Raw genomic sequence first — 13,687 nt, 5'->3', positions numbered from 1 at the left:
CTATCGATCTCGTCCGGTCGGGGGCTCGTCGGCCTGGTATATCTCGTTCTCGAAGGACATCGGCAGGCCGCTCGTGAGCCCGCCGTCGACGACGATGTTCTCGCCGGTGATGAAGCCGGACCGCTCCGAGGCCAGGAAGAGCGCGGTGTCGGCGACCTCGTCGGGACGACCGAACCGACCCAGCGGGTACTGGTCGAGCCAGCGATCTCGGGCGCTCGTCTCCGCGGCCCGCTCGTCGGTGTTTTCCATCTCCTTCTCGCGGCTCTCGGTCTCGATCGTGCCCGCCGAGAGGACGTTCGATCGGACGCCGTACTGGCCGTAGTGGGTCGCGATGTTGCGCGAGAGCGCCAACAGTCCGCTCTTGGCCTCGGAGTAGCCCGAGAGCCCGATGCCGAACAGCCCGTTGACCGAGCCGACGTGGACCATCGAGCCGCCGCCGGCCGCAGTCATCGCCGGCAGCGCCTCCCGAGCCAGCAGATAGGGGCCCTTCAGGTTGAGTTCGAGCATCCACTCGAAGGTCTCCTCGTCACAGCGGTGGAGCAGATCCGCCGACTCGGCGGCACCCCCGGCGTTGTTGACGAGCACGCGCAGATCGCCGAACTCCTCGATCGCGACGTCGACGAGATCCCGCACCGCGTCGGGGTCGGTAACGTCACACTCGACGGGGACGACCCGACCGTCGTGGTCTGCCGAGCTGTTCGGCGACCGGAGCCACGTCTTCGTAGGATCGCGAGCAGATCGCGACGTCGCCGCCGGCCTCGGCGAAGGTCGCGGCGATCTGTCGCCCGATGCCTCGTGACGCGCCGGTCACTATCGCTGGTCGGTCCGCGAGGGACAACTCGATCATATCGATCCGATACACGGTCGCGGGTCCCAAGAAGGTTCCCCCCGGCGGCGGGCCCCGACGGGAGCAGAGCGAACGACGATCTGTCGACGACGACAGCTATCGGACGCGGTACTCCTCGACGGTGTCGAGATCGACGTCGATCCCGAGGCCGGGGTCGTCCGGCACGGTCATCCGGCCCTCCTCGACGGTGAAGGGGTCCGCGATGACGTCGTCTTCCCAGCCGTAGTAGGTCGTGTCCGGCGGGAGGGAGAATCCGGGGATCCCGTGGACCGCGTGCAAGATCGCGGCCGTCCGGATCCCGAGGTCGAACGCGCAGTGGTGCGTGTAGGGGACACCGGCGTCCTCGACGATGGCCGCCTGCTGGCGCAGTCCCGCGATGCCGCCCGCCGGAGTCAGATCGAGGACCGCCACGTCCATCGCGCCGGCCTCGACGAGCGAGCGGAGATTGTTGGGGATGTACGTGTCCTCGTTGGGAGCGATCGGCTGGCGCAGACGCTGGCGCAGCGCCGCCAGCGAGTCGTGGGCGTTGACGCGGATGGGCTGTTCCATGTACTGCAGGAAGATGCCGGACTCTTCGAGTGCGGCCCCGACGCGGACCGCCTGATCGAGCGACCAGCCCTGATTGGGGTCGAGACGGAACTCCAGTTGCCCGTCGACCTCGTCGTGCATCGCCTGGATGCGGGCCACGTCCTGTTGCCAGTCACGGCCGGCCTTGGTCTTGAGGACGGAGAAGCCGGCGTCGAGGGCCTCCTGGGCCTTCACGCGGGACTCTTCGGGCGAGAGGATACCCAGACAGAAGGCGAACTCGACGGCGCGGTCGTCGGCGGCGTCGGCACCACCAGCGGCGGCGTTCATCGCGGTCGTCTGGTACGGTGCGGTCGCCCCGCCGAGCAGTTCGAAGACCGGCTTGTCGAGTGCCTTGCCGGCGATGTCCCAGCAGGCCGTCTCGACGGCGGCGAAGAACAGTTCGATGTTGGTGTACTCGATGAACACCTGTCGGCGGAGCCGTTCGACCTCGAACGGCGACTGGCCTTCGATCAGCGGACCGATTCCGTCTTCGATGATCGACTCCGTGGCCGCCGGTGAGAGGAAGGTCCGCATCTCGCCCCAGCCGGCGATGCCCTCGTCGGTGTCCACGCGGACGAGGACACGTTCCATCGATTCGACGCGGCCGTGGTTGGTCACGTACGGACCGATCCCGAGACGTTCCTCGAGGTCCACCAGCGGTACGTCGACAGTCGTCGCTGTCACGTCGGTGATCTCCATGCTCACGTGTGCCAGCGGAGCCACAATGAACGTATCGGCTCTGGCCGAGGAGAGAAAGGGTGGGGACGTTACTCCTTGACCGCGCCCGCAGTCATGCCCGCGACGATGTACTCCTCGAGGAAGGCAAACAGGACCAACAGCGGCAGGATGCCGATCACGGAGACCGTCAGCATCATCCGCCAGTCGGTCTGGAGTGCCCCGACCATCGAGAACACCCCGCGTGGGATGTTGTACTTCCCCGCGTCGGTGAGGAAGGTGAGCACGAACAGCAGTCGGTTCCACGCGTAGAGGAACGTGTAGGTGATGCTCGCGACCAGCGCGGGCTTGGTCAGCGGGAGCACGATCTTGGTGAGGATCTGTCGCTGGCTGGCCCCGTCGATCCGGGCCGACTCCTCCAGTGACTCCGGTATCGTCTGGAAGTACCCGTACAGCATCCAGACGTTGAACGGCAGCGTGAACGCGGCCGCCGGGATGATCACCGCGAGGTACGTGTTGTAGATCCCGAACTGGGTGATGACGTCGAACAGGCCGACGATCAGCACCACCGGCGCGAACATCTGCACGACGAGGACCGCCAGCAGGAACGATCGCTTGCCGACGAAGTCGTTGCGCGCACAGGAGTACGCCGCCGGGATCGCCAGCAACAGCGTCAGCGCGACGGTCCCCAGCGAGATGAGGAAGCTGTTACCGACCCACAGCAACACGTCGGTCTGGCCCCAGACGGCCAGATACGACTGGAAAGACGGGTCCGCGGGGAACAGCGTCGCCGGACTGGAGAAGATCTCCGACTCCTGTTTGAGCGTACTGGAGAACATCGCGTAGAAGGGGAACATCATGATCCCCAGCAGCGCGATCAACACGCCGTAGAGGCGGACTTTGCGGAGCTGGCTGCGCTCCTGGCCGGCCATCATAGTTCGTCACCTCCGCTGGTGTAGATCCGCAGGTAGATCACGGCAAACACCAGCAGGAACAGGAACCCGACGACGCTGTAGGCCGCGCCACGGCCGAGGTTCCCGTTTTGCAGCCCGACCTGGTAGATCCAGATCACGAGCGTGGACGTGGTGTTGATCGGCCCGCCGCCGGTCATCGTCCAGATGGTGTCGAAGCTGACGAACGTCCAGATCGTCGACAGCAGCGTCGCGATCAGGATGACGCTCTTGACAGTGGGATCGTGATGTAGCGGAACTGCTCCCACTTCTCCGCGCCGTCGATGGCTGCGGCTTCGTGTTGCTCCTCGGGGATCGACTGGAGCCCCGCGAGGAAGATGATCGCCATGAACGGCGTCCCGATCCAGATGTCGGCCACGACGACGCCGAGCCAGGCGATCTCCGGGTTCCCGAGGATACCGATCCCCTGATCGATCACGCCCAGCTTGATCAGGATCGCGTTGAGGTAGCCGTACTGGGGGTGCTCGATCCAGCGGAAGACGACCGCCGAGATCGCGTAGGGAATCCCCCACGGGATGAGAAACGCCGTCCGGAAGAACTTCCGGCCCTTGATGTCACCCTTGAGGTGAACTGCGATCAGCAGGCCCAGCAGCGCCTTGCCGGCGACGCCGACCAGCACCCAGCGGCCGGTCTGCCAGAGCAACTGATAGAAGATGTCGCTCTGGAAGATCTCCACGTAGTGCTGGAAGCCGACGTACGTCTCGATCGTCGAGTCGGCCGGTGACTCGTAAAAAGACAGCCGGAACGTCTCCAGGATCGGCCACCCGACGACGCTCAGCAGGAAGATCGCGGCCGGCGCGATCAGGAGATACGCCTGTCTGTGTTTCCACAGGTACTGCAGTCCCCGTTCGAAACGGGAGTCGGCCGGCGACTCCGTGTACTCTTCTGCGACGCCCATCTGTTATTGCATCATCTCTTCGAGGTCCGCCTGTGCGTCGTCCAGGGCCTGCTGGGGGACTTCTGGTCGCCCAGCGCTTCCTGGATCGCCTGGACCATGCGGTTGTTGAACTCGTTGAAGTTCGAGAGCTTCGGCCGAGCACGAGCGTACTGACCGGCCTCGATGAACGGTGCCCAGTTCTCCGAGTCCTGGAAGTAGTCACGCTCGCCGACCGCCTCGACCGTCGGCATGAACCCCTTGCTGCTTGCGTACTCGAAGTGGCGGTCCTCGTCGAAGTAGAACCGCAGCAGATCTCGCGCGAGGTCCTCGACTTCCGTCTGGGCGAAGATCGAGATGCCGTCGATGGTGTTCAGGCTGTAGCGGCCAGCGGGTCCCTCGGGCACCTGTGCGATGCCGTAGTCGAAGTCGGCGTCGCTGTCGTCGATGTTGATTCCCGTATAGACGTGAGCAATGACCATGCCCAGCGAGCCCGACTCGAACAGCTGGCGGATGTCCTGGCGCGTCGAAGACAGCGGCGAGGACTGGGTGACGCCGTGTTCGAGGTGCAGGTCCGAGTAGAAGCTCAGCGCCTCGACGCCCTCGTCGGAGTTGACGACCGGCTGGCCCTCGTCGTCGATCAGGTCCGCGCCGTGAGACCAGTGGTAGTGGTAGTACTGCGAGCCGGTCTCGATGGCGTCGGCACCGGCCAGTCCCAGTGCGGGGGTGTCGGTCTCCTCGGTGATCGTCTGGGCCGCCGAGAGCATGTCGTCCCAGGTGTCGAGCTGGGGGTCCTCCGGGTCGAGGCCCGCCGCCTCGAACACGTCCTTGTTGTAGTAGAAGCACTTGTTCGAGGCAGCCCACGGAGCGGCGTAGTACTCGCCCTGGTACGTACAGCCGTCTGCCATGCCCTGGTAGAACTGGTCGCCGAACTCGCCTTCCATCATGTCGGTGATGGGGACGAGCGCTTCCTTGCCGACGAGCTGGGGGATCCAGCGGGCCGGCCAGCGAGCCACGTCGGGTGCCTCGCCGCCGTCGACGCGGTTGTTGACCGTCTGCTGAGCGTTGTCCCAGGTGACGCTCGTGAAGTCCATCGTGACGCCGTACTCCTCTTCGAAGGCCGCGTTGTTCTTCTCGAAGAACTCGGCGATGTTGTCGCCGACCCCATCGTCAGGAACTGGATGGTCTGCTGGTCGCCGCCGTCTCCGCCGTCGCTTCCACCGTCGCCGCCGTCTCCGCCGTCGCCGCCATCGCCGCCGTCACCGCCGCCGTCGCCCATACAGCCGGAGATGGCGATGAGGCCGCCGGCACCGATGGCTTCGAGCATTCGTCGTCGGTCGATACGTCCGTCGGAAAGTGAGTCTGGTTGTTCGCTCGGCATCTGACAGCATTGTTCACTCGATAGTATATAAATCCGCCGATTTATCAGGGTCGATTATTAAAAACAACGGCCAACAATCGGTCACGCGTTGTGTTCGTGGATCGCGACCAGCAAGGCGGCGAGTTCGCTCGTGACGGCGTCGTAGATTCGAGCCCCTTCTCGGCGCTGGCGAGTTCCGGCGCGCCGATGGCACCCGACTCGGAGTACTCGTCGAAGGACCGATACACCGAGACTGGACCGCCATCCAGGAGGTCGCCGCCGCTCCACTCGTAGTGTTCGTCCCAGAGAGTGCCCTCGCGCTTCGCGGCGTCGGCGACGAGGTCGGGCCGCAAGTGGAGCATCAACGAAGTCTCGTACTCGCCGCCGTGGGCCATCCCGCCGTCCTCGCTGTCTCGCAGCGCTCCCACCTCGTCGGTGGCCAGCGTGAAGTACGTCGTCCCGAGGACCTCGGCGTCGGTCTCGGTGCCGACGGTGCTGACGACGGCGTCGACGAGCGCCGCGTTGCCGCCGTGGCCGTTGACGAAACAGACGGCGTCGAAGCCGTTCTGGATGCCAGTCAGCGCTACGTCTTCGAGCACCGCACGGAGGTGGTCGAGTTCAAGCGACAGCGTCCCACCGAACGAGAGGTGGTGGGGCGAGAAACCCGTCCAGACCGTCGGGGTCACGAGGACGGGAACGTCAGCGCCCGTCTGTTCGGTGCCACCGTGGACGACCGCGTCGACGAGGATGGTGTCCGTCGCGACCGGGAGGTGGTGGCCGTGCTGTTCGATGCTCCCCACCGGGACGACGAGGACCGAGCCGTCGCTGTCGGCGACCTCGCGAATCTCGGCGTACGGCTTGCCGGCCCACTCGCTGTCGGTCGCGCCGATTGAATCGTAGAGCATGCTCAGGCTGTCGGGATCGCTTCGGGTTCGTCGTCGATCGGGACGCGATCACCCGTCTCGTCGAAGAAGTGGATGTCTTCGATGTCGAAGCCCAGCGAAACCGTCTCACCGGGATCGGGGTGGTACTCGCTGTCGACGCGGGCGATGATCTCGCCGTCGCCCTCGGGCGGGTGCAGATAGAGGAAGTTGTCCGAGCCCATCGGCTCGACGACGTCGACGACGGCTTCGAGGTGGCCCTCGTCGGTGCCGACGGTCAGGTCCTCGGGGCGGACGCCGAGTGTAGGCACCGGCGTCGAGAGACACCCCGAGCGTCGTCTCGAACCCGTTGCCCGAGAGGTGGACGCCGTCGCCGCTTTCGGTCACGTCGACCTCGAAGAAGTTCATGCTCGGCGAGCCGATGAAGCCCGCGACGAACTTGTTGTTCGGGCGGTCGTAACACACCTCCGGCTCGGCGATCTGCTGGAGTTCGCCGTCGTTGAGGATGGCGATGCGGTCGCCCATCGTCATCGCTTCGGTCTGGTCGTGGGTGACGTAGATCGTCGTCACGCCAAGTTCCTCCTGGATGCGCTGGAGTTCGGTGCGCATCTGGGTCCGGAGCTTGGCGTCGAGATTCGAGAGCGGCTCGTCCATCAGGAACACGTCGGGGTCTCGGACGATGGAGCGTCCCAGCGCCACGCGCTGCTGCTGGCCGCCAGAGAGTTGCTTGGGGAGCTGATCGAGCAGCTCCGGAATTTCGAGGAGATCGGCGGCGTCGTTCACCCGCTCGTCGATCTCGGCGTCCTCGTACTCATCGGAGAGACGCAGCCCGAAGGACATGTTTTCCCGAACGCTCATGTGGGGATACAGCGCGTAGTTCTGGAACACCATCGCGATGTTGCGGTCCTGTGGCCGGACATCGTTGACGACCTGGTTGCCGATCTCGATCTCGCCCGAGGTGATCGTTTCGAGCCCCGCGATCATCCGGAGCGTCGTGGACTTCCCACAGCCGGACGGACCGACCATCACGAGGAATTCCCCGTCCCGGACGGTGAAATCGATCTCCTTGACCGCTAGAAGATCGTCGTACACCTTTGTGACATCAGAGAGACGTACCTTGCTCATGGCGACGTACACCACCCTGCGTTACTATGGTTAAAAAAATCTATCGGCGGGTTCCGGTGAGCGGCCGCGTACGTGCCAGCACGCGGCGAAACGGGAGGAAAGCCGCCTGTCGCCGCATGAGATCTACCGACAAACACATATTTGACAATGACAAACTTTACAACCGGTGAAGTGGTACAGAGTGACATGACGAACGACCGGACGCCACGGCGAATCCAGTCGGTGGAACTGGCGTTCGACATCCTCGAAGTGTTACGCGATTCGGGAGGCGCGACGAGACCACACGGCGGCCGTCCCAGATCGCACAGTTGCTGACGGCCGTACAGACGACCGGGTTGCGAGAACTGCTCGCCGCGTTCTTCCTCGTCTCTTTGCCTTCTCGGGGTACAGATCATGTTCATCCCGTTCGTGGCCGACGTGTACGGCTACACCGCGAGTCAGAGCGCGCTCTTGCTCACGTACATCGGAGTGCTGTCGGTCGTCGTCCAGGGCGTGTTGATCGGGCGGTTGACGGCGCGATACGCCGCGGTGTCGCTGACAGTCGGTGGGACCGCGGTACTCGCAGTGGGCGTCGGGCTCTTGCCGTTCACGAACTGGCTGGGAGCCGGCGTCTTCGATCTGACCGGCGTCGCACCGTTTCTCACCGGGGAGCTGCTGGCACTGCTGGCGGTGCTGACGCTGCTGCCCTTGGCAACGGCGTGTTGTCGGTGACGCTGACGACGATCGTCTCCCAGCGGGCCTCCGCCGCGACCCAGGGAGCGCGTTCGGGCTGACACAGGAGCCGGCAGCCTCGCGCGGACGGTCGGGCCGATCGTGATGGGCGGACTCTACACCGTGGTGGGCTACTGGTCGCCGTTCGTCGTCGGCGCAGTCTTGCTCGTCCCCGTCGGAGTGTTGGTCCTCCGTCTCGGGAACGCTCCGGAGCCGCCCGAGCCGCGGCCGGTCGATCCGGGACACGTCCGCTGAGACCGCCGGCTGTCACCGCTGTCTGACAGAGCCACGGTCGAAAACGCAGCACAGTACCGTTCGATAGATCGATACCTGGGCGTATACCCCAGACATGTCCAGATATCGACTTATTTGTAGCCGAACTTTGGTAGTTTGATGACAGAATGATTGTTTACACGTAGAAGAAATTACTTCCAAATGCAGAAGGGCAGATACGACAACATCGAGAGAATTTTCAGGTTCCTCTACCGCGAGTGTCGCAGAGAACGGTCGAGTGTGGCGGCGTCGCGGGCCGCGTTACTCGCTACGAGCGACGAGTTCGATCTCGACGCCGATGTCGATTGGGAGGCGGGACACTTCCATGGCCGCGCGGGCCGGGTACGGCTCGGACATGTACTCGGCGTACACTTCGTTGACCGCGTCGTAGTTGTCCATGTTGGTGACGTAGACGTTCGTCTTCAGCACGTCGTCGAGCGACGCGTCGGCGGCCTCCAGGATCGTCTCCAGATTTTCGAGGGTCTGTGCGGTCTGCTCTTTGATGTCCTCGGAGACGACCTCGCCGCTTCGGGATCGACCGGCCCCTGGCCGGAGACGTAGATGCGGTCGCCGTCCTGCATCGCCTGGGAGAACGGTCCGATCGCGCTCGGTGCGTCGTCCGTATGGATTTCTCGCATACCAGAAGCCAGTCACAACGCGACATTGAATCTATCGATCTCGTCCGGTCGGGGGGCTCGTCGGCCTGGTATATCTCTGCTCCGAAGGACATCGGCAGGCCGCTCGTGAGCCCGCCGTCGACGACGATGTTCTCGCCGGTGATGAAGCCGGACCGCCCGAGGCCAGGAAGAGCGCGGTGTCGGCGACCTCGTCGGGACGACCGAACCGACCCAGCGGGTACTGGTCGAGCCAGCGATCCGGGCGCTCGTTCCGCGCGGCCCGCTCGTCGGTGTTTTCCATCTCCTTCGCGGCTCTCGGTCTCGATCGTGCCCGCCGAGAGGACGTTCGATCGGACGCCGTACTGGCCGTAGTGGGTCGCGATGTTGCGCGAGAGCGCCAACAGTCCGCTCTTGGCCTCGAGTAGCCTCGAGAGCCCCGATGCCGAACAGCCCGTTGACCGAGCCGACGTGGACCATCGAGCCGCCGCCGGCCGCAGTCATCGCCGGCAGCGCCTCCCGAGCCAGCAGATAGGGGCCCTTCAGGTTGAGTTCGAGCATCCACTGAAGGTCTCCTCGTCACAGCGTGGAGCAGATCCGCCGACTCGGCGGCACCCCCGGCGTTGTTGACGAGCACGCAGATCGCCGAACTCCTCGATCGCGACGTCGACGAGATCCCGCACCGCGTCGGGGTCGGTAACGTCACACTCGACGGGGACGACCCGACCGTCGTGGTCTGCCGTGAGCCGTTCGGCGACCGGAGCCACGTCTTCGTAGAGAGCAGATCGCGACGTCGCCGCCGGCCTCGGCGAAGGTCGCGGCGATCTGTCGCCGATGCCTCGTGACGCGCCGGTCACTATCGCTGGTCGGTCCGCGAGGACAACTCGATCATATCGATCCGATACACGGTCCCGGGCGAAGGTTCCCCCCGGCGGCGGGCCCCGACGGGAGCAGAGCGAACGACGATCTGTCGACGACGACAGCTACGGACGCGGTACTCCCTCGACGGTGTCGAGATCGACGTCGATCCCGAGGCCGGGGTCGTCCGGCACGGTCATCCGGCCCTCCTCGACGGTGAAGGGGTCCGCGATGACGTCGTCTCCCAGCCGTAGTAGGTCGTGTCCGGCGGGAGGGGAGAATCCGGGGATCCCGTGGACCGCGTGCAAGATCGCGGCCGTCCGGATCCCGAGGTCGAACGCGCAGTGGTGCGTGTAGGGGACACCGGCGTCCTCGACGATGGCCGCCTGCTGGCGCAGTCCCGCGATGCCGCCCGCCGGAGTCAGATCGAGGACCGCCACGTCCATCGCGCCGGCCCGACGAGCGAGCGGAGGTTGTTGGGATGAATGCGTGTCCTCGTTGGGAGCGATCATTGGCGCAGACGCTGGCGCAGCGCCGCCAGCGAGTCGTGGGCGTTGACGCGGATGGGCTGTTCCATGTACTGCAGGAAGATGCCGGACTCTTCGAGTGCGGCCCCGACGCGGACCGCCTGATCGAGCGACCAGCCCCTGATTAAGTCGAGTCGGAACTCCAGTTGCCCGTCGACCTCGTCGTGCATCGCCTGGATGCGGGCCACGTCCGTTGCCAGTCACGGCCGGCCTTGGTCTTGAGGACGGAGAAGCCGGCGTCGAGGGCCTCCGGGGCCTTCACACGCAATTTCGGGCGAGATGACCTGAGACAGAAGGCGAACTCGACGGCGCGGTCGTCGGCGGCGTCGGCACCACCAGCGGCGGCGTTCATCGCGGTCGTCTGGTACGGTGCGGTCGCCCCGCCGAGCAGTTCGAAGACCGGCTTGTCGAGTGCCTTGCCGGCGATGTCCAGCAGGCCGTCTCGACGGCGGCGAAGAACAGTTCGATGTTGGTGTACTGATGAACACCTGTCGGCGGAGCCGTTCGGACCTCGAACGGCGACTGGCCTTCGATCAGCGGACCGATTCCGTCTTCGATGATCGACTCCGTGGCCGCCGGTGAGAGGAAGGTCCGCATCTCGCCCCCAGCCGGCGATGCCCTCGTCGGTGTCCACGCGGACGAGGACACGTTCCATCGATTCGACGCGGCCGTGGTTGGTCACGTGCGGACCGATCCTGAGACGTTCCTCGAGGTCCACCAGCGGCATGTCGATGTCGTCGCTGTCACGTCGGTGATCTCCATGCTCACGTGCCAGCGGAGCCATAATGAACGTATCGGCTCTGGCCGAGGAGGAAAGGGTGGGGACGTACTCCTTGACCGCGCCCGCAGTCATGCCCGCGACGATGTACTCGAGGAAACAGGACCAACAGCGGCAGGATGCCGATCACGAGACCGTCAGCATCATCCGCCAGTCGGTCTGGAGTGCCCCGACCATCGAGAACACCCCGCGTGGGATGTTGTACTTCCCCGCGTCGGTGAGAAGGTGAGCACGAACAGCAGTCGGTTCCACGCGTAGAGGAACGTAGGTGATGCTCGCGACCAGCGCGCTTGGTCAGCGGAGCACGATCTTGGTGAGATCTGTCGCTGGCTGGCCCCGTCGATCCGGGCCGACTCCTCCAGTGACTCCGGTCGTCTGGAAGTACCCGTACAGCATCCAGACGTTGAACGGCAGCGTGAACGCGGCCGCCGGGATGATCACCGCGAGGTACGTTGTAGATCCCGAACTGTGATGACGCCTCGAACAGGCCGACGATCAGCACCACCGGCGCGAACATCTGCACGACGAGGACCGCCAGCAGGAACGATCGCTTGCCGACGAAGTCGTTGCGCGCACAGGAGTACGCCGCCGGGATCGCCAGCAACAGCGTCAGCGCGACGGTCCCCAGCGAGATGAAGCTGTTACCGACCCACAGCAACACGTCGGTCTGGCCCCAGACGGCCAGATACGACTGGAAAGACGGGTCCGCGGGGAACAGCGTCGCCGGACTGGAGAAGATCTCCGACTCCTGTTTGAGCGTACTGAGAACATCGCGTAGAAGGGGAACATCATGATCCCCAGCAAGCGATCAACACGCCTGTAGAGGCGGACTTTGCGGCTGCGCTGCGCTCCCCACGGCCGGCCATCATAGTTCGTCACCTCCGCTACAGCTGGTGGTAGATCCGCAGGTAGATCACGGCAAACACCAGCAGGAACAGGAACCCGACGACGCTGTAGGCCGCGCCACGGCCGAGGTTCCCGTTTTGCAGCCCGACCTGGTAGATCCAGATCACGAGCGCGGACGTGGTGTTGATCGGCCCGCCGCCGGTCATCGTCCAGATGGTGTCGAAGCTGACGAACGTCCAGATCGTCGACAGCAGCGTCGCGATCAGGATGACGCTTTGCCGGACGTGGATGTAGCGGAACTGCTCCCATCCGCGCCGTCGATGGCTGCGTTTTCGTGTTGCTCCTCGGATCGACTGGAGCCCCGCGAGGAAGATGATCGCCATGAACGGCGTCCCGATCCAGATGTCGGCCACGACGACGCCGAGCCAGGCGATCTCCGTTCCCGAGGATACCGATCCCCTGATCGATCACGCCCAGTATCGGGATCAGATCGCGTTGAGGTAGCTGTACTGGGGGTGCTCGATCCAGCGGAAGACGACCGCCGAGATCGGCGTGGGAATCCCCCACGGGATGAGAGCGCCGTCCGGAAGAACTTCCGGCCCTTGATGTCACCCTTGAGGTGAACTGCGATCAGCAGGCCCAGCAGCGCCTTGCCGGCGACGCCGACCAGCACCCAGCGGCCGGTCTGCCAGAGCAACTGATAGAAGATGTCGCTCTGGAAGATCTCCACGTAGTGCTGAAGCCGACGTGTCTCGATCGTCGAGTCGGCCGGTGACTCGTAAAAAGACAGCCGGAACGTCTCCAGGATCGGCCACCCGACGACGCTCAGCAGGAAGATCGCGGCCGGCGCGATCAGGAGATACGCCTGTCTGTGTTTCCCACAGGTACTGCAGTCCCGTTCGAAACGGGTCGGCCGGCGACTCCGTACCTTCTGCGACGCCCATCTGTTATTGCATCATCTCTTCGAGGTCCGCCCATGCGTCGTCCAGGGCCTGCTGGGACTTCTGGTCGCCCAGCGCTTCCTGGATCGCCTGGACCATGCGGTTGTTGAACTCGTTGAAGTTCGAGAGCTTCGGCCGAGCACGAGCGTATCTGACCGGCCTCGATGAACGGTGCCCAGCTCCGAGTCCTGGAAGTAGTCACGCTCGCCGACCGCCTCGACCGTCGGCATGAACCCTGCTGCTCGCGTACCTGAAGTGGCGGTCCTCGTCGAAGTAGAACCGCAGCAGATCTCGCGCGAGGTCCTCGACTTCCGTCTGGGCGAAGATCGAGATGCCGTCGATGGTGTTCAGGCTGTAGCGGCCAGCGGTCCTGCACCCGTGCGATGCCGTAGTCAGTCGGCGTCGCTGTCGTCGATGTTGATTCCCGTATAGACGTGAGCAATGACCATGCCCATGAGCCTGACTCGAACAGCTGGCGGATGTCCTGGCGCGTCGAAGACAGCGGCGAGGACTGGGTGACGCCGTGTTCGAGGTGCAGGTCCGAGTAGAAGCTCAGCGCCTCGACGCCCCCTCGTCGAGAGTTGACGACCGGCTGGCCCTCGTCGTCGATCAGGTCCGCGCCAGGAGACCAGTGGTAGTGGTAGTACTGCGAGCCGGTCTCGATGGCGTCGGCACCGGCCAGTCCCAGTGCGTGGGTGTCGGTCTCCTCGGTGATCGTCTGGGCCGCCGAGAGCATGTCGTCCCAGGTGTCGAGCTGGGGGTCCTCGGGTCGAGGCCCGCCGCCCTCGAACACGTCCTTGTTGTAGTAGAAGCACTTGTTCGAGGCAGCCCACGGAGCG

General features: G+C 64.6%; 8 protein-coding genes and 10 pseudogenes. 2 read left to right on the top strand and 16 right to left on the bottom strand.

Annotated elements, in window-relative coordinates; genetic code table 11:
- The 7 genes and pseudogenes from AC5FRZ_RS16410 to AC5FRZ_RS16380 form a co-directional block, all read right to left on the bottom strand.
- Positions 1-847 (bottom strand): annotated as a pseudogene (locus AC5FRZ_RS16410) (SDR family NAD(P)-dependent oxidoreductase).
- A gap of 96 nt (positions 848-943) precedes the next feature.
- Complete coding sequence (locus AC5FRZ_RS16405) at positions 944-2,113, bottom strand: mandelate racemase/muconate lactonizing enzyme family protein (protein ID WP_170093041.1); 1,170 nt, start codon at positions 2,111-2,113, stop codon at positions 944-946.
- Positions 2,114-2,181: 68 nt separating this feature from the next.
- On the bottom strand, positions 2,182-3,024 hold the full coding sequence (locus tag AC5FRZ_RS16400; protein ID WP_372479940.1) for a carbohydrate ABC transporter permease: 843 nt from the start codon (positions 3,022-3,024) through the stop codon (positions 2,182-2,184).
- Positions 3,021-3,958 (bottom strand): annotated as a pseudogene (locus tag AC5FRZ_RS16395) (carbohydrate ABC transporter permease). Before AC5FRZ_RS16395 ends, AC5FRZ_RS16400 begins: the two are co-directional and overlap by 4 nt.
- A gap of 3 nt (positions 3,959-3,961) precedes the next feature.
- Positions 3,962-5,261 (bottom strand): annotated as a pseudogene (locus tag AC5FRZ_RS16390) (ABC transporter substrate-binding protein).
- 135 nt (positions 5,262-5,396) lie between these two features.
- Positions 5,397-6,199 (bottom strand): annotated as a pseudogene (locus AC5FRZ_RS16385) (creatininase family protein).
- A 2-nt stretch (positions 6,200-6,201) separates the two neighbouring features.
- A pseudogene (locus AC5FRZ_RS16380) lies at positions 6,202-7,300 on the bottom strand (ABC transporter ATP-binding protein).
- A gap of 393 nt (positions 7,301-7,693) precedes the next feature.
- On the opposite strand from AC5FRZ_RS16380, the gene AC5FRZ_RS16375 reads away from it, so the two are divergent.
- The gene (locus AC5FRZ_RS16375; RefSeq protein ID WP_493565140.1) at positions 7,694-8,011 is read left to right on the top strand and encodes a hypothetical protein; all 318 of its coding nucleotides are present in this window, start codon (positions 7,694-7,696) and stop codon (positions 8,009-8,011) included.
- Positions 8,012-8,116: 105 nt separating this feature from the next.
- Complete coding sequence (locus tag AC5FRZ_RS16370) at positions 8,117-8,266, top strand: hypothetical protein (RefSeq protein ID WP_244256929.1); 150 nt, start codon at positions 8,117-8,119, stop codon at positions 8,264-8,266.
- 279 nt (positions 8,267-8,545) lie between these two features.
- On the opposite strand, the pseudogene AC5FRZ_RS16365 reads toward AC5FRZ_RS16370, so the two are convergent.
- The 9 genes and pseudogenes from AC5FRZ_RS16365 to AC5FRZ_RS16325 all read right to left on the bottom strand — a co-directional run.
- Positions 8,546-8,922 (bottom strand): annotated as a pseudogene (locus tag AC5FRZ_RS16365) (Rid family detoxifying hydrolase).
- A 116-nt stretch (positions 8,923-9,038) separates the two neighbouring features.
- A pseudogene (locus AC5FRZ_RS16360) lies at positions 9,039-9,305 on the bottom strand (SDR family NAD(P)-dependent oxidoreductase); the annotation flags it as partial.
- 135 nt (positions 9,306-9,440) lie between these two features.
- Positions 9,441-9,755: a hypothetical protein gene (locus AC5FRZ_RS16355; protein WP_493565139.1), complete on the bottom strand. Its 315-nt coding sequence runs from the start codon at positions 9,753-9,755 to the stop codon at positions 9,441-9,443.
- A gap of 126 nt (positions 9,756-9,881) precedes the next feature.
- On the bottom strand, positions 9,882-10,268 hold the full coding sequence (locus AC5FRZ_RS16350; RefSeq protein WP_493565138.1) for an enolase C-terminal domain-like protein: 387 nt from the start codon (positions 10,266-10,268) through the stop codon (positions 9,882-9,884).
- On the bottom strand, positions 10,265-10,453 hold the full coding sequence (locus tag AC5FRZ_RS16345; RefSeq protein WP_493565137.1) for an enolase C-terminal domain-like protein: 189 nt from the start codon (positions 10,451-10,453) through the stop codon (positions 10,265-10,267). Before AC5FRZ_RS16345 ends, AC5FRZ_RS16350 begins: the two co-directional genes overlap by 4 nt.
- Entirely contained in the window at positions 10,408-11,067 is a 660-nt protein-coding gene (locus AC5FRZ_RS16340; protein WP_493565147.1) for a hypothetical protein, read from the bottom strand. Before AC5FRZ_RS16340 ends, AC5FRZ_RS16345 begins: the two co-directional genes overlap by 46 nt.
- Before the next feature lie 45 nt (positions 11,068-11,112).
- A pseudogene (locus AC5FRZ_RS16335) lies at positions 11,113-11,940 on the bottom strand (carbohydrate ABC transporter permease); the annotation flags it as partial.
- Positions 11,941-11,945: 5 nt separating this feature from the next.
- A pseudogene (locus AC5FRZ_RS16330) lies at positions 11,946-12,778 on the bottom strand (carbohydrate ABC transporter permease); the annotation flags it as partial.
- Between the two features lie 76 nt (positions 12,779-12,854).
- Positions 12,855-13,687: pseudogene (locus AC5FRZ_RS16325) on the bottom strand (extracellular solute-binding protein); the annotation flags it as partial.

It is taken from the genome of Halomicrobium sp. HArcht1-1, assembly GCF_058933285.1.
This window is presented reverse-complemented; position numbering and strand designations above follow the sequence as displayed.